The 20,228-nt window shown below is 54.6% G+C and carries 13 protein-coding genes; 8 read left to right on the forward strand and 5 right to left on the reverse strand.

Annotated features, from left to right (window positions below; translation table 11 throughout):
* Positions 1-300: 300 nt before the first annotated feature.
* From GOW72_RS01015 to GOW72_RS18915, 4 genes are all read right to left on the reverse strand, one after another.
* Positions 301-942, reverse strand: a complete 642-nt coding sequence (locus tag GOW72_RS01015) for an alpha/beta family hydrolase (RefSeq protein WP_170364495.1) — start codon at positions 940-942, stop codon at positions 301-303.
* A gap of 277 nt (positions 943-1,219) precedes the next feature.
* The gene (locus GOW72_RS01020) at positions 1,220-4,894 is read right to left on the reverse strand and encodes an RNA-directed DNA polymerase (protein WP_170364497.1); all 3,675 of its coding nucleotides are present in this window, start codon (positions 4,892-4,894) and stop codon (positions 1,220-1,222) included.
* 123 nt (positions 4,895-5,017) lie between these two features.
* Positions 5,018-5,623, reverse strand: coding sequence for a hypothetical protein (locus GOW72_RS01025; RefSeq protein ID WP_170364499.1), 606 nt, complete (start codon positions 5,621-5,623; stop codon positions 5,018-5,020).
* A gap of 3 nt (positions 5,624-5,626) precedes the next feature.
* Entirely contained in the window at positions 5,627-7,285 is a 1,659-nt protein-coding gene (locus GOW72_RS18915; protein ID WP_244952296.1) for an HNH endonuclease, read from the reverse strand.
* A 579-nt stretch (positions 7,286-7,864) separates the two neighbouring features.
* Between GOW72_RS18915 and GOW72_RS01035 the strand changes: the two genes are divergently transcribed.
* The 4 genes from GOW72_RS01035 (at position 7,865) to GOW72_RS01050 (ending at position 13,581) form a co-directional block, all read left to right on the forward strand.
* Positions 7,865-9,214 carry a hypothetical protein gene (locus GOW72_RS01035; RefSeq protein WP_170364502.1) on the forward strand — a complete coding sequence of 450 codons (1,350 nt, stop codon included), beginning with the start codon at positions 7,865-7,867 and terminating at the stop codon, positions 9,212-9,214.
* A gap of 227 nt (positions 9,215-9,441) precedes the next feature.
* Positions 9,442-10,629 carry a tyrosine-type recombinase/integrase gene (locus GOW72_RS01040; RefSeq protein ID WP_170364504.1) on the forward strand — a complete coding sequence of 396 codons (1,188 nt, stop codon included), beginning with the start codon at positions 9,442-9,444 and terminating at the stop codon, positions 10,627-10,629.
* A gap of 244 nt (positions 10,630-10,873) precedes the next feature.
* Positions 10,874-11,146: a helix-turn-helix transcriptional regulator gene (locus GOW72_RS01045; protein WP_217358078.1), complete on the forward strand. Its 273-nt coding sequence runs from the start codon at positions 10,874-10,876 to the stop codon at positions 11,144-11,146.
* Positions 11,146-13,581 carry a DUF5906 domain-containing protein gene (locus GOW72_RS01050; RefSeq protein ID WP_170364506.1) on the forward strand — a complete coding sequence of 812 codons (2,436 nt, stop codon included), beginning with the start codon at positions 11,146-11,148 and terminating at the stop codon, positions 13,579-13,581. The genes GOW72_RS01045 and GOW72_RS01050 overlap by 1 nt, the downstream gene beginning before the upstream one ends.
* Before the next feature lie 171 nt (positions 13,582-13,752).
* Here the strand turns inward: GOW72_RS01050 and GOW72_RS01055 are convergent, their stop codons facing one another.
* Complete coding sequence (locus tag GOW72_RS01055; RefSeq protein WP_170364508.1) at positions 13,753-15,141, reverse strand: exonuclease domain-containing protein; 1,389 nt, start codon at positions 15,139-15,141, stop codon at positions 13,753-13,755.
* Between the two features lie 95 nt (positions 15,142-15,236).
* Between GOW72_RS01055 and GOW72_RS01060 the strand changes: the two genes are divergently transcribed.
* The 4 genes from GOW72_RS01060 to brxC are packed head-to-tail and all read left to right on the forward strand — an operon-like array spanning position 15,237 to position 20,226.
* On the forward strand, positions 15,237-15,428 hold the full coding sequence (locus GOW72_RS01060; protein WP_170364510.1) for a ribbon-helix-helix protein, CopG family: 192 nt from the start codon (positions 15,237-15,239) through the stop codon (positions 15,426-15,428).
* A gap of 21 nt (positions 15,429-15,449) precedes the next feature.
* Positions 15,450-16,262 carry a hypothetical protein gene (locus GOW72_RS01065; protein WP_170364512.1) on the forward strand — a complete coding sequence of 271 codons (813 nt, stop codon included), beginning with the start codon at positions 15,450-15,452 and terminating at the stop codon, positions 16,260-16,262.
* The gene (locus tag GOW72_RS01070) at positions 16,249-16,794 is read left to right on the forward strand and encodes a DUF1788 domain-containing protein (RefSeq protein WP_170364514.1); all 546 of its coding nucleotides are present in this window, start codon (positions 16,249-16,251) and stop codon (positions 16,792-16,794) included. The genes GOW72_RS01065 and GOW72_RS01070 overlap by 14 nt, the downstream gene beginning before the upstream one ends.
* 9 nt (positions 16,795-16,803) lie before the next feature.
* Positions 16,804-20,226 (forward strand): BREX system P-loop protein BrxC, encoded by a 3,423-nt coding sequence (gene brxC, locus GOW72_RS01075; protein WP_170364516.1) that lies wholly within the window; start codon positions 16,804-16,806, stop codon positions 20,224-20,226.
* Positions 20,227-20,228: the final 2 nt, after the last annotated feature.

Consider the following 20,228-nt stretch of genomic DNA (forward strand, 5'->3'; position numbering starts at 1 on the left):
CGTCCAGTGATCGCGCTACGTCCGATCTTTCGTGTGGATTTAGCCATAAGCTTTCACCTCCTTTCCCGGGCTGCAGCCCGCCCTTTTCAGGCTACAGTTTGGGGTCAGTCGATGATTCCACGGCACATATAGTACCAGGGCGGTCCATCCTGAGTCGAGTCTGGGTCAGATCCTTCGGCCACCGAATGCAACTTCAGAACAGGATACGCTTTGCCCAGACGCCTACCCTAAATGCAGGCTGCACCGCAGGCGGCCAACCAAACCCTGCAAACTAGGCAAACCCGGCGCACCAAGGGCTTGCTAACCAACAAGACCTTCCACCCATTCTGAAACCGCTGTGCCCATGGAAGTGATGTGATCGGCATGTGTGAAGCCAGAGACGCGCTTGCGTGGCTTTAGATCGTGATCGCCGTCTTCAAACCAGTTCAGCTGGATTCCTGACGATAGCGCATACGCGCTGACTTCATCCTTTGAGCCAAACTGGTCGCGCGTTCCCTGACAGATCAGTGTTGGGGTTCGCAGGTGCTTAAGGTGCTCAGTGCGAAGCTTCTCAGGCTTTCCGATTGGGTGAAATGGGTAGCCTACACAGAGCAAACCAGCGATGCGATCCGCGTCAAACAGCTCATCCGCAATCATACTGGCAACCCGCCCGCCCATGGACTTCCCGCCGATGATCAGTGGGCCTTCGACTTGCAGCGCTTCGATTGCGGCCAAGTACTCCGAGTTCAGTTTTTCGGCGCGTGGCGGGGGCTTCCTGGTGCCTTCAGTTCGGCGGGTAGCCATGTAGGAGAACTCAAACCGGACCACTCTAAGACCCTGTTCGGCCAATGCATTCGCGATTGCCGTCATTGCAGGTGAGTCCATCGGCGCACCGGCGCCGTGTGCAAACAGGATGGTTGCGCTGGCTGCTTTTGGTCCAAGCTCCAGGAATTCGGTCGGCATGTTCTCTTCTGCTCCCAAGGCGGTCGCCACACATAAACGGAAAGGCACTTACTACTGCGTAACCGTTGCCACAAACCCCGCACACCCCACCCTATGCACGGCTGTCCGGTCCTAGTGGCGCTTGCACCCTCCAATTCCACCGTCTCTAGAGCTTAAGGTACGTTCTTCTCAATGATTTTGCTTGTCATCCTAAGGACGGTTTTTCTGCTTCAATCCTCTCGCTGCCCCATTCTCCCAGATTCCTAGGGTCATTGGGCGATCTCCACATGCTGCACGGTCAAGTTTTGCCCATGCCGGCCGGTGGCGGCTTAAAGTCGACGTTCGTAGATTTGCGTTTCTTGAAACCATCGATGTCCTCTAGTTCGAAGAATGAAATCGATGCTTGAGGCTGACCATGCACGTGAAACACTTGCCGGCGATAATCCTCTTTGAACGGCGCATACGCGCTACTGCCACCATAGCGCCCGTTGTTTGCCACCACGATTGTCTGATGCATGTGATAGTGCAGAGCGAGCGCCATGTTGTCGAAGGTCTTGATATCTCGATTGAGCGCTGGGATGGCAAAGACGTCCGTTTTGTCCTTTAGATCCGCTGCCAACCCTAGGTCTGTAGCATCAAAGCAAACCGCAGCAGTCAGCCACAATGGATCATCAACATTTGAGTTTGACCAATCATAACCAATAATCCACTGGCACGGGCGGAAAGGTTGAATAAGACCCGCATTTTCAAAGGCGCGTTCGTTTGGTGCCAGATGGTATTTACCCTGACGCCTTGCCAAGACTTGAAGCCCGCGTGTCGGGTGTCTTGTTGGTAGCACCCAGATTGCGGAGTTAACCATGGGTTTGCCCGCGAAGAGCTCTTCGTAAGTCAAGCCTGCAAGAATGATCGTTTTGTTTGCTCGAGCAAACGGAATTAGGTGCGTACGCACATCTTGCGGATGCACAGCAAGCTCGGGCAAAATTAGCCAGTCTAGACGATGATCCATGCCTTTATGCGTTTCCCGCAGCGCCAACGCGCTTCTGACGGCAGCCAATGCAGCTGACAAATGACGGCGGTGACGCCTTCTGTGCCCGGGCGAAGACATACTAAAGTCTTCCCGCAAAACCTCTCCAGATTTAACGGCTTCATCGTTTGGAAAATCATCTTGAGACGGAAATGCCAGCTGAACAACACAAGCCCGCAGCGGCTCTCCCTTTCGGCGGAAGGTACTAGGAATTCGCAGAGGCAGAAGCTGAGCACTTGACCCCTGGAGTTCTCGCAATTCCTGAAGTCGCAAACTCACGACCTCAATGGCAGACTCAAAATCTACCAGGACCGGCGGCTCGGCATTCTTCGGACATCCAGGCCACCAAAGGAGACCAAAAAGAAACCTTTCAAACCAATCAGATATCGGCAGCCAGTCGTCACCAAACGCAGCATGACCATTATAAAAGCCATATACTCTCTCATGCCAATGCGCCTCGGGCGCTCTGTAAGTCGTTTCTTGCTCCCTCCAAATCGTGCCACCAGATCGCCTTGTAAAGTCCGGTTGAGAGGTGAGGATGAACCTAAGAAGAAAGCCAAGACTGAAGCGCCAGCGGTCATCTCGCGAAGCCCATTGGGGAGGTTCGTAGAGCGAAATTCCAGCTAGATCCTTGGCAATTATTCTGAGCGACTTCACTTCCTGCAAATCATCGCTCAAGGAGATCGACACCTCGGATGGCGAAACCACTACATCGTCTTTCTCGCGCTTGAACTCGGCTAGGAACTTTGAAGCGAAAGAAAGTAAGCAAGTCTCCGTTCTCAGGTGCTCGAGATTAGAAGACCTTAAGACAAAGCTGGCGAGAGTATCGCTATCCGAACTCGAGTATTCAGCAAGTCCTAGGTCCGCTTTGTTTCTGGGAGTAAGCGAGTCTGTTTTCCCGGTTGCAGTCACAAGCTCCAACGCGAAATTTGGGTCCAAGTAGGTTATGCGGTTCAATTTAGCAGGAGTTACTAGCTCAGCGATTAAGCCAATTGCGCCTTGCGAGTCTAGAAAGGATCTGCGCGCCAAAACAGCGTAGGTGGCGAACTCTTCTGCGCGCCATTTGCCTGCTTCACCCGTTAAGAATCTCATAAGCTTCGCATAATGCGATAGCTCGTTAGTCGCCGTCGCGGGGATGTTGCCGTGTAAGGACGGCTCAGTCGCGAGCAACAAATACGCTTGCTGCTTGAGGTACCAAGGTAGGCGCGTTTCGTCTGATGACAGAATTCGGAGAGCTTCCTGCCGTAGGACTCGTCGATATTCTTCAACGTCCACCGCAGTCGGCAGTTGCTCATCGTCTTGAACAAAGCCAGTTTCGACGGCTCCCGCGCGCAGAATCTCCGACAAACAATACCAAGCAACGCGTCTAGGCGCCTTCCTAGGAGCACCCTTTTGCGTAAATCTCCGAAGCAGTTCCAAAACTCGTTTAAGAACTTCAGCATCTGGCCACAGATCCAATGCTATCCGCAGCAGTCTGACATTTGAAGGATCGCTCACCCACTTGGAGATCAACTCCATGGAAAAGGCACGAGTTTCGTCGTCAAGCTCTTCGCGAGTTCTAACGCCTCTGAATTGGCTGCCTACATCACTCGTTATCTCTTCATCAAGCTCATCTCGGGTCATCCAGAGTTGCGGACGAAGCGAACGAAAGGTGGAACGAAAACGAGCGGCAACAAATCGGTCAACGGTCGCGTCTCGTACGTCTGGGATTGGCCGAAACGGGTCGTAGTTTTCGACGGCCTGCGATTCTGCCAATCGCTCTTGAGCTCGTACAAGCGCCAGGACAGAGTCCAGTATTTCTCCACCGGCGATTGGATCAAACCCGCCCGAGATCGCCGCTTGAATCCGCGCCATGCGTCTACTCTGCCGGACCAACGGCCTTTCATCTGCGCGAAAGGTGGATATCTGAGTTTTCTCCTCCGCGGGGCTTAGGCCATGCGCGGAGTGATCCAAGCAACTTTGAAACCACTCCAGCATTGCATCTCGCACCTCAGTGACTGGTTGCGACGAATCCGTGCTCACCACAAAGCGCAAATCATCTACATACCTGATGACGTCATGGAGGATTGTTCCTGGAAAGATTTCTTTCCCTATCAGCGCTTTTAGTTTTTCATCCAATTCAGAAAGCGCGACATTCGCAAAGAACCCCGCTGCGACGAGTCCTTGTGGAAGAACAGTCTTATCGAAATTTGATAGTCCCGATTGCTTGACATAGAGATCGACTTCGCTGCGATCCTTTGGCGACCAGTTCCAACAAAGAAAGTTTTTCGCTAGTTCAAAAAACTCGCCATCGTCACCTTCCTCGCGGAGGGTGTCCAATCCCTTTGACAACAACTCACGCGAGACGCGATCATAGAACTGCCGCAAGTCAGATTGAACTATCAGCGTTCTGCGTTTCCGATCGTGAATGCGCTCCGCAATGAATTCTGGTCGCGCTAAAAAGGTTTGATAATCCTCATAGAAACCACGGTACAGAGTTCCTGATCCCCAGCGGTGCTGAGCCTCCCCACCTTGATAGTTACTGAAGAGCCTGTTTCCATATGAAATGGTGTTGAGCAATGACTGGTCTTCGAGGGGAACAGACGGATCCCCTTGATTGGTCTCTGACCGATCCGCCAAGCACATCATAATTGCAGTAGCGATCACCTGATCGCGTAACGTTACGTGTGCTAGCGGGCGAACCTTTGCTGCGTCGCTTTGGCTTCCAACAGGATTCCATTCGCCCGATTTTCCGATCGCCCAATTCTGGCTCTTGGGAGCCGGAACCATCCTAATGTGATTGGACTGGAGGTTTCCACCAGTTCTAATTTCTTGGGAAATCGACTCGATAAAATCCCGTAGATTAATCGCCCTACGATCCAGATCTAGGGTATCAGAAAACCAGTTATGATATCGGATATGTCTTGATGTTTTCTTCCACGCTTGCATCAAGACAGTTTCATCAGCCAAGCATTCAAGAGACGGAGTCAGGTGTTCAAAGGTCATTGCAAGGGCCTATGTGATGGATGCGAAAAGACCGACTTTGATAAATGCGCTGGGTCAGTTTTCTCCAGTGATCATCTGAATTGAGATTCATGAAATAGACCGAGCCTCAACAACGGTAAGGCCTTTGAGTCTGCCGGAACGTACATCGTGCTTGGAATAATCTGGAGAAACGTAGTGCCGTCTCGTTCCGCTGAAGCTGTCATACCCAAAGACGTGCAATTGAATAATGGCGCCATTCGATATATCAAATATCTCTTCTAAAGCTACGCAATCATCAACTGACTTTCTTAAAGAAGGTGGAGGAGCGTCAATATACTGTCTTTCCTCTCGCTGATCGAATATTCGAACCAAAGCACGGCGTTTTGGCTCAAGCACCGGTATCTGTGTTGAGTTTGTTTTTAGACTAAAGAACAACCAACCTTCGGCTTCATTAAACCTTTCGACTCCGACTCGTGTTACCACCTCGACATCGACGATATCCCTGTGCCCTGCGTTTTCAAAAGCGCATACATATAGTCCGTTTTCACCATCAATTTTGTACCTGCAAATCTCCGGTCCAAAATTAATACTAGGAATCCACTTGTGACTAATTAACCACCAAACAAAATATGATGATATCACGCCCAATAAGAGTGACAGAGAATGTGTGAAGATCGGACTGATAAGGATAGATGAATCCGCTGAAGTGGACATGCTTTATTCTGCCTGTTTTGAGAGCAGTTTCATTAGTTGATCCATGGAAAGCCAAGGTGCTTGTGCGTGGATCATACGGTGGCAATTGGCACAGAGTAGTGCAAGGTCGTTCAAGCTCGTCATCTCTCCAGGCCTCAGTGCATGTACCGGTTTCGTGTGGTGGCACTCGATGAAGCCCCTTCCGCGCTCTCCGTAGACGTCAACGAAATCAAAACCGCAGGCTTCACAGAACAATCGCCCATGCTGCTTCTTGAAAGCAGCTTTCTTCTTTTGAACGATGACACGAGAGCGTTCTCTTGTCCGATGGAGCCTTGTGACTAAACGCCCTTCTTCTGCTTCAGCCACTTCCGGTTCATCTGATTCCGTTCCGGGCTCAGGTTCGACAGAGAGCCCGCCCCTGATTGTATCTGCAAGAAGGCGCAGCCGCTCAGGATCATTGGCGAATTGATCCCAGATTATCTTCTCTTCGCGATTGCCCCGCGTCAGCCCTGTCTTTCCTTGGTCCGTATAGTTGGGATCATGGCTCCGAAAGTTCATGAGTTTCATGTAGACGCCATTTGGGTTTCGTAGGGTATCGGACCCTGAAAGCCCAAGACGCTTGGCTAGCGTGTTAATTTCATCGCTCAGCTGTGAAACTTCATCAGAAGATTTGTTGGGAATTGCCTCACGATGTTGAAGATAGAAATCAAGTGCCAGGATGAGCTCGTCGCGCGTCCAGGGTGGGTTGCGGCGCGGAGTGCCGCCTTCGCCTCCATCTACCGACTTCAAGCCCTCCGCCCACTGCCTCACAGCGCCAAGGTTCTCCGCCATCTCTTTTTTCCACGAAACACTGGCACTTCCTGGCAACTCGCGTGTTCTCGCGCGGATCAGATCAAATTGCTCGCGGGACCAATTCCATGAGCGGGCAGCCTCCTGCATTTCTGCAATTGGAAAATCCCAACCAGGTTCGCCAGACTGCCAAGCTTTCTCAAAGGGTGCCTCTGCAGTCAAACCGAGCGGCGGAACACCACACAGATAGCAAGCAAAATCAAGCCGCGACTGAACATTTCCTTGGACACGACCAAACCGTGATAGGTCGTTCATACCAATCGCAGCTGCTGCCTCAGCATTCTCAAATGGCGGAATTGTCTCGCTAACTGGGTCCCGGCGCTGCCAGAGCCAGTTTAACAAGGCTTCTGTGCGTTCCTGTGTCATTGTCTCAGCCGAAGCTGGCGGCTTATCCGTCACATTCGGGAGACCTAGCGTTCTGCGTGCAAACCATAAAGCCCGCGCTGAGAACTCTTCCGGGTGGTCAACTATGATCTGTTCGTAAGACAAATCAGACCGATCTGCATCGTGCAGGACTTGGAATCCTTGGGTCGGTTTCGGCTTTGAAACCGACACCTCAGCGGCCTCGATGAGCCCTCTGTTTTGCATTTGCCCAAGTGTGCGCGAGGCGTTCTTTCCCTCCCGCTTTTGCAGACCAACATATTCACTGACTGCCTGAATTATTTTCTCTTCAGCCGGGGAGAGGTCTGAAAGGTCAAGGCCCGTTTTGTCAGCTACCATCGCCCTGGCAATCACCGCATATTGATCTTTGAGCGCAGTTTCGACTTCCGGCGTTAATCTGTCATGCGAACGAATATTCGCTTCCAATCTCGAAAGGCGTTTCTCAGCGTCCATCTTTCGTATGGTCTCGAATAGTTTTTCATCCTCCGATGCCAATCGCTCACCTCCACTTGACTTGCAATCTGTGCCTGTTCTGAATGTTTTTTACAGCAAAATCAGTCGGCAGTAAGGCAAAGAACCTAGACCTAGCAGACACCAATAAGGGAGAAGCCGGCAAGTCTAAGCCGAACCAAGCCCGCTTGAAACGGCCACCAAAGCTCAAGGGACGCCAAGCTCTGCGGGTGTGGGCTGCATGGGTCACCCCACCCCATGAACGGCTTTTTCGAAGTCGAGGTGCCGGCGCGCTCCCGGTCCACCCTCTCTCGCGGCTTTGTTTGACCCATTGTAGAGCTTCGCAAGTACGATCTGCGGGCGCTGGGCCGCTCACAGATTTCGGCACTAGTATCTCTTTAGCCGGTGATCACAAGGTTGCATTCACGTGCGTGCGCGCGAGCGCGGGTTTTCTGTCAGCGCATAATTCCGAATTTTGGCCACCATTATTCCGAAATCCTGCTGCCTTCATGGCGTCAGTTCGGAAGGAAGACGCGTCCAAAGCCCCGTATTTTCGGCGCAAATCTCAAGGAGAACGCTGAAATGACCGCTGCACAAAGAACATCTGACCTTGCGGGTGCCTCCCCCTCAGCTGGTACGACCGTAAGGACGACTCTAGCTTCAAAAGAGAAGCGCGCATCAGCCCTGCGAGCTGCGAAGGACCAAAGCCAGGCTTTCTCTTCCCAAGACCAGGAACGTGCTGCGTCTAATCTTCATCTGCTTTTGCAAGAGGTCAGTAGGACGCGCGGTCTGACGAAGCGAGAGGTTGTGGTCGAGGCGGGCCTTGGTGGCGGCGTCAAAACGGACTCAACCAAGCGCTTGGATACCTACACGCTGCCTGAGGGTGCAAACGACGCGCGTAAGAAGCGGCTCGCCAAGAAACCAGGGAAATACTTCGAGATCGCAGAGGCGATTGCAAATCTACTCAATGAACCCCCTGCGCCGTTCATCTGTCAGGTCTTTGAAGGCTGCACGTTCGGAGCAGATCACCAGTTCCTTACGAGCTGGGAGGAAGAAAAGTGGGCGCGCTTGGCGCAACAGCTTCGAATGATGGGGCTGGCAGTGGCGCGGCAAACAAAGGTCGATGCATATTGGTCAGAAGCCAACAAGAGGAATGGATTTCACGACTACAGAAACGATCGACTTTTATTCGCGGCACAGGCGATTGACTCTACCGATTGCTCAACTGGTCTCGCCGGGTACACAGCTCACCCTGCAGATATTCCACCTGTTCCATCCGTCTTGCTGGGCACGAAGCCATTAGCCGGGGAAAGTTTTGCGCGACTTTGCTTGCGCGATGGTGAGGAAAAGGAAGTCGTTTGTACGATCATGCTTGAGGTCCGACTGGCCCTAGCGCCTGTTGGTCGAACCGGCGAACCAGGGCCGATGCTCGAGTTCCGCAGCAGTCTCAACGTGACGAACAGGAATGATGGCGAAACAATAATCACAGGTGCCAACTTCGATGAAGTAGATGGGGCTCTAGAGATCAGTGGAACCGATGTGGCCGGTGGAATTGATCCGGTCGTTCGAATTGAGGGGCTCGAGTTGCCTGAAGCCTCCTACCGCTACGAATGTGGGCACGAATGTTGGACGTGGGAAGAAATCAATCCCGGTCTTTTGCAGGAGCTCTTTGGCGACTGGGAGAACCCGCTAGAGATGACCTACACTCGGTCCATGACGAGCGAAAAGGCAATTCCGCCTAGCCGGTTCGAAGCCGGTTCAGCAGCATTCGTTCTCAACGCTCATCTTCTAACCCACACCCTTGAGGCGGAGTTGTCAGAAGCTTGCAGGGATAGGACCAATTTGCTTGCTCAGTTTTGCGACGCTGTCGACGAGCAGATACTACAGGCAGAGGCGGACGCAGAAACTCGCTGGCGCAACATGCATCCTTGAAAAGCGCTTCACTGATCTTGGCGGGCGCACCTGCTCATGGGTCGCCCGAACATGCGCAAGAACAGTGGTCCTCAACCAGGAGGACTGTTCTCGGTTGCGCCCGCTCAGCATGATCTGAGCTGAAAGAAGATGCCTTTTTGGACCGCAAATAACATATAAGTCTCTGATAATCATTGTAATTTCAAGATTCATGACTTACTTTGAGGTGAGGCCAAATGGAGGTCTCGATGACAAAACTACACTTCACCAAACGCGCAATCGAAGCGCTGCCCTACACCCAACGTGGACAAAAACTGTACCGGGATACCACGCTGCGTGGCCTTGGAGTCCGGGTCGGGTCCAACTCGAAAGTCTTCTTCGTGGAAGGTCAGGTCAATCGACGTACACGTCGCGTGACACTTGGTCGTGCAGATGTTCTCAGCATCGAAGAGGCAAGGCGTCGTGGTTTGTCGGCGCTCAGCGAGATGGCCGGCGGGGTCGATCCGAACCAAGAAAAACGACGCGTGGCACAAGAAGCCATCACACTCGCCCAGGCCTTCGATCGGTTTTTTGAGGCCAGAACCTCAATGGCAAGCAGCAGTATCGATGCTTACCAACGCTCGCGAGACCTTTACCTGCAAGACTGGAAACGCACACCGATAACTTCCATCACTCGGCAGATGGTTCTGAAGCGGCATCAGCGGATCGCAAAAGAACACGGGCAGGTCACCGCGAACAACGCGATGCGCCACTTGCGGTCGGTCTACAATGTAAACGCCGCCGCTTTCGACGAGTTTCCGCCTAACCCGGTTGCCATCTTAACCCAGGCTCGGGCTTGGTTCCCTGAACGCCGTCGGCGTGGCGCGGTTCCAGCGCATGAACTGCCAGCTTGGTGGGATGCTGTGATGGCTGAGCCGAGCTATTCCCGCGATTTTCTATTGCTCGCTCTCTTTACCGGGATGAGGCGGAACGAGATCGCAAGTCTTCGGTGGGAATACATCGATCTTGCAGAAAGAGCGCTGCACATTCCGAAGACGAAAAACGGTGACCCGCTCGATCTGCCGCTGGCTGATTTCATCGTCGAGTTGCTGAGTAAGCGGCTAAGCGAAACTGGCAACTCCCCTTGGGTCTTTCCAAGCAACGGGAAAACAGGGCACCTCGTCGAAACCAAAAAGTTTACGGCGCGCGTTGCACAGCGGTCTGGCGTAGCTTTCAGTTTGCACGACTTGCGCCGCACCTTCGTCACAATCGCAGAGAGCCTCGATGTGCCGCACTATGCGCTGAAGCGCTTGCTGAACCACCGCCTTTCTGGCGATGTGACGGCCGGCTACATCGTGAGCCAACCCGAGCGGCTTAGAGGTCCGGTCGAAGCTGTGGCCAAACGCATCCTGCAGCTGGCCGAAAAATCCAGCCCGAGCGAAAATACGGCAGCATAAGCAAACTTTCCCTGCGCCAAGAAAAGCCCGCCCTGGCGGTCAAAATTGTATGCGATGAGTGCGCGAACGCACCGAAAATGTTTCCGAATTCCTTCTGAAGAATTTCCGAAAACTACAGGGCGTCTCCACAGCCTTCCGGAATGCTGCTCTAGGGTCGAAAGGCCATCCTTCTCCTTGTCGAGCAACTCGCTTGATGCGGTGCCGCAAATCACGTCGCCGCCAATCAAATCCAAGGAGAGGCAAAATGGAAAATCGAAATCTGAATTACCCACTTCGGTCGAAGGGGCTACTGGCGCCTGAGCCAGAAAACGGTGTCGTATCTCGAGAGCCGCGGCCACTTCTCAGTACTGAGGCGCTTGCCACCATCACCGATACCTCCAAGAGCACTTGGGAAAAGATGCGCATGCGTGGCGAAGGCCCGCCATACATCAAGGTGCGGAACCTCGTTTGGTACCGCTGGGCCGATGTAGAGGCCTGGCTCGCGGCACATGAAGTCTCGAACCAGGGAGGCGTGTGATGTCGGCAAAGCAACACAAAATGAACCTTGGCGCGGACAGTGCAGCCGGAGGCGCATCATCCATACCTGGGCTCGATACCTTTGTTTTCGAGATCGCTTCCCTTTGCAGAACAGATGCATTCGCAGCCTATCGGAAATCGGGTAAGCAGAAGTATCGCCGCGTGAACCAAGAGATCACGATCGATGTGGTGCGTGCGCATCTTGATGGCTCCGCACCCATCGCTTGCTACGGTGTCATCACTGATCAAGTACATACCGCAGTTCTAGACTTTGACGACCACGACAAGTCGCTCGCTTGGAGTGATTTGCAGGCGGCCGCGAAGCCAATTGTTGACGCACTAAAGGACAAAGGGCTTAATCCGCTTTGCTGTCGGTCAGGCGGAGGCGCAGGTCTTCACATATGGCTGTTCTGGAATCACCCACAACCTGCTGGTTTGGTGAAGCAGTTCCTGCGCCATGTGATCGAAACCCAAGGGTTCCAGCATGGAACAGGTGGAGTTCAACAGAAGGAGATCGAGGTCTTCCCAAAGAATGATGCCGTGGGAGCAGATGGCTATGGCAGCGCGGTTGCACTGCCCTACAGCCGGTCGTCGGTTCCGCTGGGGAATGACCTCGAACCTATCGCATGGGCTGAATTCATTTTGCCGAATTTGCAGGATCTGTTCTGCCCCAAAATCTCGGAAGTATTCACACCTCCCAAAACACCGTCACAGTCAGCGAAAACACCTCGCTCGCACACTGCTTCCTTTGGATTCAGCGGCGAAGTTCTGCCGGGAGATGACGAAGAAGTCCGGGCAGCGCTCAAAGTAATAGATGCTGACGACTACGAGGTGTGGACTAAGATCGGCCTAGCGACGAAACAAAGTCTTGGCGACGGCTCGTTCGACATTTGGGACGAGTGGTCCAGTAAGTCTGCCAAGTATGATGGCAGTGATGAATGCCGCAAAGTTTGGGACAGTTTCACACCTAACGGCGACTTGACCATCGGCACGGTTTTTCACCTGGCCCAGAAGCAGGGATGGGAAGGCCCGAAGAATGCTGCAATCCGCGAACTTAATGCCCGGTTTGGCATTTGGACCCACGGGTCTACGACACGGATCATTGTCAAGCAGCCTGCGACCGGTGAGGTTCTTACCACTTTGGCCAAGACCCCGTTCTTCGATCGCATGAAACCAGAAAAGTTTCCCAGGAAGGATGAAAGCGGAGACGTAAAGTGGATTCCGAAAGCACCGTACTGGATCGAGCACCGCTATGCTGCTCACTATCATGAGGTGATCTTCGATCCGACAAAAGCCCCGGGCCACAATGGGAAAAGCTGGAATATGTGGCAGGGCTTTGCCGTGCAGCCTCAACCAGGGGAATGGAACCTTCTGCGCACCCACATCCTGGAAAACATCTGCAGCGAGAACGAAGAGCACGCGGATTGGTTGCTGAACTGGATGGCTTTGGGGCTTCAAAGACCCGGCCTAGTCATTGGTACAGCTCCTGTACTGCGAGGAGCTCCAGGCACTGGAAAAGGCGTGCTTGCTAACGCTTACGGTCATCTCTGGGGCGCTCACTACGTGTCGATAACAAAAGATGACCACGTGAGTGGCCGCTTCAATCAACACCTCGAGGCGCGAAGACTGGTCTATGTGGATGAAGCCATGTTTGGTGGGGATCGGAAAAACGCAGGTGTTATCAAAACCATGCTGACCGAGCCGCGTATCATGATCGAGCGGAAGGGCGTGGACCCGGTTTGGCTCGAAAATCATATGATCTTCATCGTAACTTCGAACGAGAAGTCTGTGGTTCCGGCTGATATCGGCGACCGTCGTTGGCAGGTTCTTGAAGTTGCGGACACCCACCGCGAGGACATCCCGTACTTCGAAGCGATCATGGCGCAACTACGTTCGGGCGGATACGAGGCGATGATGCATGATCTGTTGCAGCGCGATATTTCTGTGGGACCGGACCCTCGCAAGACGATCCGTACACCAGAGCTGTTCGACCAGATCATTCAGGCTCAAGGTCCAGTGGAGCGGTACCTCTATCAAGTGCTCGACGCGGGCTATCTTCCGCAGCCAGATGCTCCAGGAAATGGGCCGGGTATCACAACCATCGCCGCTATGTATGCGGACATGAGAAGGACCCAGCCAAATGCACAGTACATCCAACAAACGCTGTTCGGGCGAACGATAAGCAAACTGTTCCCTGGCGTAACAAAGGTGCAAAGCGGGCAGTTCATCACAGGACGCGATTCCTTGGGACAGCTTCTTACAGAGCGGTCCACCAGGTACCATTTTCCACCACTGCCCCGGTGCCGCCAGGCGTTTGAGGCATACATCGGACAGGAGATACCGTGGTCGAATGAAGTATCGGAATGGCAAGGCGACATTGACCCCGGATACGATTACTCATCAACCTTAGATGGGGGACCAGAACCGCCCTTTTGATATGGGTGAAATAGGCTAACGGGGGCGGGTAAACACCGCCCCTTTTACTTTTTGAGCTGCAAACAACCATTTTGCCAATAATACCAATACATCCCATAGAGGTGGTGCTGCTATCTTAATGCTCCGATACGGAATGGTCGGGGACTCGCGCTCACACCGTGTCTCTTACATCTACGGATTATTTTTTGGCTTGCCTGCGCCGACACTCTCCAACCATCGGCGGATGCTTTTGAGCTGAAGCGTATTAGTGTCATCAGCGGTTATGCTTTCAAGATCAGTCAGCGCATCGCCGATAGTACGCCCAGCCTCTACACCTTCGCGCCCGTGCAGCCGGTTGTGCAGCCAGGTCTCAAGTGCGTGTCGAAGCTCGGGCCTTAGTACATCCGGCTGTTCGAGAAACACGATGCGCCGCCCCAGCTCGCGCAAGCGGTCATCTTCAAAGGTTTCAACAACCTCTGCACGCTCACGCCATGACGCGGCGTGGAAGGCCTGCATGCGCCCCTCGTCAGCCCGGCTAGGAAACCCTTCATACATCCGCGCCTCGACCACCTCAACGGCCGGCCAGGGCGGATAGCGCTTGGCCAGGGCTAGCCCCACCCGCGCAGCAAACGGGCCATCCTGGGCGATCTCCGAGGCTCTGCGGGCGATCTCCGCGGAGGCTACACCAAAGTCAGGCCCGAGCGATTCATCCACCACGGCCGGCATCTTGTTCGAGGTGACGATCCGGATGGCCCGGTCAGGCCCCTGCATCGCCTTCATCAACCCGTCGACATCCAATTGAAGAAGCGGTTCGGGGTCCTTGGTCAGATCGAAAACCCCGAGCATGGTCGGGTTGTCGGGGCTCTGACCGCAGCCCACCACCGGAAGCACGGTCGGGCGACCCATGTGGTACTCGACCAGACATAAAGGCTGCCCCGAGAGCACACGTGTCTGCACCTCGGACTTGTCGACCAAGGGCATCAGGGAAGCCCACACAGCCGGCGCGCGGTCGCGGATCAGGCGGGCCATGTAGATGGTTGCCTCGACGTCCGCCAATGCATCGTGAGCATTCTCGTGCGCAAATCCGTTGGCAGGCGCCAGCATGTCGAGTTTCAGTGTGGGCCGTTCGTTGTGGTTGATGGGCACTGTGATGGCGTTGGGTGCCAGCGCTGCCGTTGCCTGCGCCAGGCGTAGCACGTCTGCCCTCTGATTACCGTTCGTGTTGGTTAGGTAGATTGGCTGCAGAGTCTGATAGAACGCCTGCCGCAGCAGCGGTTCGTCGAAGGCGAGGGTGTTGTACCCGGTGAAAATTGCCGGTGACCGCTCGCGCAGCTTCTGTGCGATGGTCTGCATGGCGTCATAGTGGGTTGGTAGACTTGGGTCCGTCAGCATCGCTGGCGTCACCCTTGTGGCCAGTAGGGCGCCAGGGGCAGGGACGACATGAGGCAGCAGGCGGCAGCGGATTTCGAAGCGGTCGAGTTCGTTCATGTCGTCATCCGTCCAGATCGCCGCAAACTGCAGAATCTGGTCGAACGTTGTATCCGTGCCGGTAGTCTCCGTGTCATAGAAGACGTAACCCATTTGCCCTTTCCTCTCTAGGTGGCGCCAGGAGAGTGCACCACTCTGTTGAACATTGATGCACACATGCCTAGTGTTAAGCAACGACGGGAGCTTCAATGGCCGACCGACCCCTGAAAGCAACCAGGCTGTCCGTAAGCTTGGAAGAGCGCGATCATAATATTCTGGCTGAAATCGCAGCCGAAAATGACGCTTCGATTTCTTGGGTCATCCGGAAAGCAATCCGTCAGTTCGTCGACGAATATCAAGCTGGCCATCCACATGAAGAGCCGGCAAAGCGCGGCGAATAACAAAATTGAAAAGAGAGCAGCATGGAAGACGGACTCGGAGCTTGGTTCAACGAAAACAGAACAGAAGAACAGCTCTCTAGTTTTGGATTCCGCACGTCTGGCGGCGGTGCGCATCAATCCAAGACGATGATGCTGCCTGAGGTCGAGGACCTTTTGTCACTTGGCAGCAATAGCGCAGACCACCTCAAAGCTGCGGCTATTGAAGACAACATCCTCGGGAAGTCGACCGCGAATACGCGGCGTCTGACCTATCGCCACCTGTGCTCTCTCTATGGCTTCAATGACCAGCCACCCTTGACCAAGGTTTTGTTGGGTTTGTGGCCATTGGATCGCGAGGGGCATGCCTTGCTTGCTCTCATGGTCGCTTTGGCACGAGACCCCTTGCTGCGAGACACCGCCAAGGTCGTTCTTGAAGCGCCGGTTGGGCAAACTTTGGAACGACCCAACTTTGAGGACGCGCTGTCTTCCGCTCATCCTGATCGTTTCAGCTACAAGATGGTTCGTTCTATGGCGCAGAACTGCGCTTCAACATGGACGCATAGCGGGCACCTCAGCGGCAGGGTGAAGAAGACCCGACAACGTGTCGGCGCAACACCGCATTCCACCGCGCTTGCAGCCCTTTTTGCAACTGCGGCTGGTTATGGTGGACCTGCAATCCTCGGGTCAGTCTGGATGAAGGTCCTCGATCTTTCGCCAGAACAAGCCTTGGATCAAATGCGACGAGCCGAAAGCCTAGGTCTAGCCCGAGTCCGGTCTGCCGGAGACGTAACAGAAATCTCGGTTCGTCAGCCATTGTCTTCAACTCTGGGAGTGTCAGAGCTTGAACACGTTTGACGAAATCCTTGCCGCCTACACAAAGCAGGTGAACCTTCCGTGGGCTTCGGACACACCGCCCGCCGGTCGGGTTTGGATCGTTTGGTTCGACAAGTCCATGCAACGCCGGTTCTCCGGAAGGATTGGGGAGTTCGAGCACGCGACGCAAAAAGCCGGACACGGCTGGAAGCTCTTGGACTTGGCTCCATGGTTCGGAAACTGGATCGCAAAGCATGAGCTGTTTGAAGGTCTAGTTGAGCAACCAAATGAAATTCGTGGTCTCCTCCCCGACATCGAAGATGCCCTGGTAGAAGAGATTGGGAAGGCGCTGGCCGAATGCTCGTCAAAAGATGTGCTCGCGGTTGATGGATGCGGAGCCCTCTTTGGAGTTGCCCGCGTTTCAACTTTGATTGGCCGCGTTGCGAGCGCGGTACCGGGGCGCTTGCTGGTAGGGTTCCCTGGCAAGCACTCAGCCGGCGTGTACCGACTTCTAGATGCGCGGGATGGCTGGAACTACCATGCTGTCCCGATTCCCGCAGACCCCTCCGTTTGAGATATCAGAATGCTAAACAAAGACACGTTTCATACCGATCCCGCCCAGTACCAACTCGCAAACCAAGGCGTAGCGAAGATCTCCGTTCCGCCGGCCCCGGAGGCTATGGATACTCTACGGGGTGAGCTGTCGACGTTCGTTTGCGACGGCGCCTACGCCGATGGGCTTGCCCGAATTCTAGAGGGATTCCTTGGCTCCATTGGGAAGGGGAGCGGCGCACCTGCCGTTTGGATATCCGGCTTCTACGGGTCTGGTAAGTCGCACATGGCTAGCATGCTCGCTGCGCTTTGGACCAACTTGGAGTTCGAAGACGGGGCGACGGCAGAAGGCCTTATTCCGCACATCCCGCCTGAGGTGGCGGCGCCTCTTAAGGAGCTGAGAATAGCGGCTCAAAGGGCTGGTGGAGTGGTCGCTGCAGGCGACACGCTTGGTACAGGCCCGTCTGATCCAGCCGAAGCGACATTGGGGATCATCCTTAGAGCCGTGGGCCTCCCTAGCGATCTACGAGCAGCGCAAGTTGCTCTGTGGCTCGACAATCTCGAAATCCTTGAAACCGTTCGCGCTGAGCTTGGAGAGAAGTTCCAAAGCGATATTCGCAATTTTATCCTCTCACCACGCTTTGCCGACGCGGTTCTTAAGGCCAAGCCGGAACTCGCCTCGTCCCCAAAGGAACTGCGTGAGCTTCTGAAGACGCAGTTTCCGGAGCCGCCTCCCGTCACCGTCGACCTCTTGGAGACTGTCGCCAGGCAAGCTTTGATGCTTGGCCGCAAGGAGCTTCCCCTGACCCTGGTAGTTTTGGACGAAGTTCAACAGTTCATTCGCCAGGACCCAAGCTTAACGCTCAAAATACAGACAATCGCCGAGCGCCTTGCAGGTCGATTTGATGGGCGCCTCTTGCTTGTTGCAACAGGTCAGCAGGCCCTAAGCGACGTTCCGAACCTCCAAAAGCTGCTCGATCGCTTTCCAATCCAAATCGCACTCGGTGAAGCCGATGTTGATGCGGTCATTCGAAAAACCGTGCTGCGCAAAAAGAGCGGTGCCGAAACGGACATCAAGCACATGCTCGATGCCAATGCCGGGGAGATCAGCCGCCAACTCAATGGCAGCCGCCTGGCTCACACTGTGCAGGACGATTCCGATGCTATCCTTGATTGGCCTCTCCTTCCTGCTCGGCGTCGCGTCTGGGAAAGTATTCTCCGAGAATTGGACAGGACTGGTCTCGGCGGAACGCTCCGTGGACAACTCAGAACGACGCTAGACGCAGCCAAGAACTATGGTGACAAGCCTCTGGGTCATGCAGTTCCCGTCGACTTCCTTTACGGCAGGTTCGCCACGGAGGCCTACAACGCCGGTCTCTTGCCAGGCGAAACGCGAAACCGGATCGAAGCACTCAAGGGTGGGAGCGAAGACGAACGCCTTAAAGCCCGGATTCTGATGTTGGTCTACATGCTAGGTCGCATTGCGCCTGAGGCGGACAGACACGGAGTGCGCTCGAAGCCTGAAACAATAGCCGATCTATTGATCGTCAATCTGGCTGGCGAAGACGAGTTGCGCCGAAAGGTGCCTGAATTGCTTCAAGAACTGCAAGCCGATGGCGCAGTTATCGAAGTTGAAGGCGAATGGCGCCTGCAGACAAAAGAAAGTGCTGACTGGGAGGCTGCTTACAGAACGGAGGAGAAGACACTACTAGCTGACCAATCCTCCTTGAGCCGAACCCGGCGCGATCTTCTCAGCAACGCGATTGATGCGGCCTTGGCAGGCGCTGCGAGCGTCCCACATGGCGCTAGCAAGGAGACGCGACGAATCCACCGCCTGCAACCTGGTGACAAGGAGCCAAGCGATGGGATCGTGCTGAGACTCCACAATGGTTGGAGCGAAGACCTCACACAGATCGAAAAGGAAATCGCAGCGGCCCCAACTTCTGACCCGACGGTTCACCTGCTGATTTCGCGACACCCTTCACGCGACAGCGAACTTACGAACGCACTTACGACATGGAAGGCGGCTGAGCATGTTCTTCAGCTGCGTGGCGTACCCCAAACAGATGCGGGCCGTGAAGCCCAATCGGCCATGCAGTCGCGTGCGAACAAAGCTCAAAACACAGCGAAAGAGATCATTGGGGAGGCTGTGGCGCAAGCTAGGGTCATTCAAGCAGGCGGAAAGCTTGTAACCGGAGCGGCTGCCGATGCGGTCAAGGCAGCGGCAACCAATGCCCTTGCGCGTCTTTACCCACAATTTGCGGATGGGGATCATGCAGGCTGGGGCAAAGTACGTGATAAAGCTGTTCGCAAGGATCCTGACGCGATGAAGGCAGTCGATCACTCTGGTGCCCCAGAAAACCATCTAGTCTGCAAAACAATTATCGCCGACCTTGGGCCAGGTCGAAAGGGCTCCGATCTTCGTGCGAAATTTACTGGTGCGCCATTCGGATGGTCGCAAGATGCGGTTGACGGAGCACTGATCGTACTCGCCAACGCGGGCTTGCTCCGTGTCACGGGCGACGATGGCAAACCCGCATCTTTGCCGGATATTCCGCGCCAAAAGATCGGCACGTGCACATTTCGGTCTGAGACGACCGTGATCACGGTTCACCAGCGTATGGCGGTGAGAGGGCTGCTTAACGACACGCAAATAAACTATGAGAATAATCAGGAGCAGCTGGCCCTCTCAGCACTTCTTGACCGCCTCCGGGCTGCAGCGGCTGAATCTGGAAGTGATGCGCCTGCCCCTGATGCCGACGTTGTCCCAAACCATTCCTCATACAACGGCCTGTCGGGCAACGACCTACTAGCTGCCTTGGCAACGGACTCCGCCGATCTACGCAGCAAACTTAAGGACTGGAAGAAGGCCAAGCAGACCATTTCGGAGAGAACGCCAAATTGGCGCCTAGCAGAACGTCTTGTTGGCATGGGTGCCAAAGACCAGGAAAGCGATCTTGAGAGTATCCGCACGGGTCGCCGTCTATTGGCCGATCCTGATCCGGTTCCACCTTTGATTTCCGCCGCTGCGGATACTCTGCGAGCTAGGCTCAATGCCGTCTATCAGGCTTGGGAGAAGGCCTGGAAACGCGGTGAGGAGCGGCTCGCGAACGATCCAACGTGGAACAAGCTGTCTCCAGAACAGAAGCGAGCTATCCGCGAAGAAAACGGACTGCTCCAAGCCACAAAGCCGGCCGTTGATACCCCCCAGGCCATTTCTGAAGCTTTGAGCGCACGGGGGCTTTCCGAATGGGAGAGCATGGTGAAGGCGCTGCCGACGCGTGTCGATGATGCGCTTGCCTCTGCTGCTGCTGAGCTGGAGCCCAAAGCCCACACTGTTCAGCTGCCCGGCGCTTTGGTGAAGTCGGAAGCTGACTTGGACGAGTGGCTCCAAAAGGTCCGCGAAAAGGTCGCCGAAGGTCTGCAGAGCGGCCCTGTGATTCCGAAGGTTTGACG

This window comes from Ruegeria arenilitoris (assembly GCF_013032855.1).
Lineage (GTDB): Bacteria > Pseudomonadota > Alphaproteobacteria > Rhodobacterales > Rhodobacteraceae > Ruegeria > Ruegeria arenilitoris.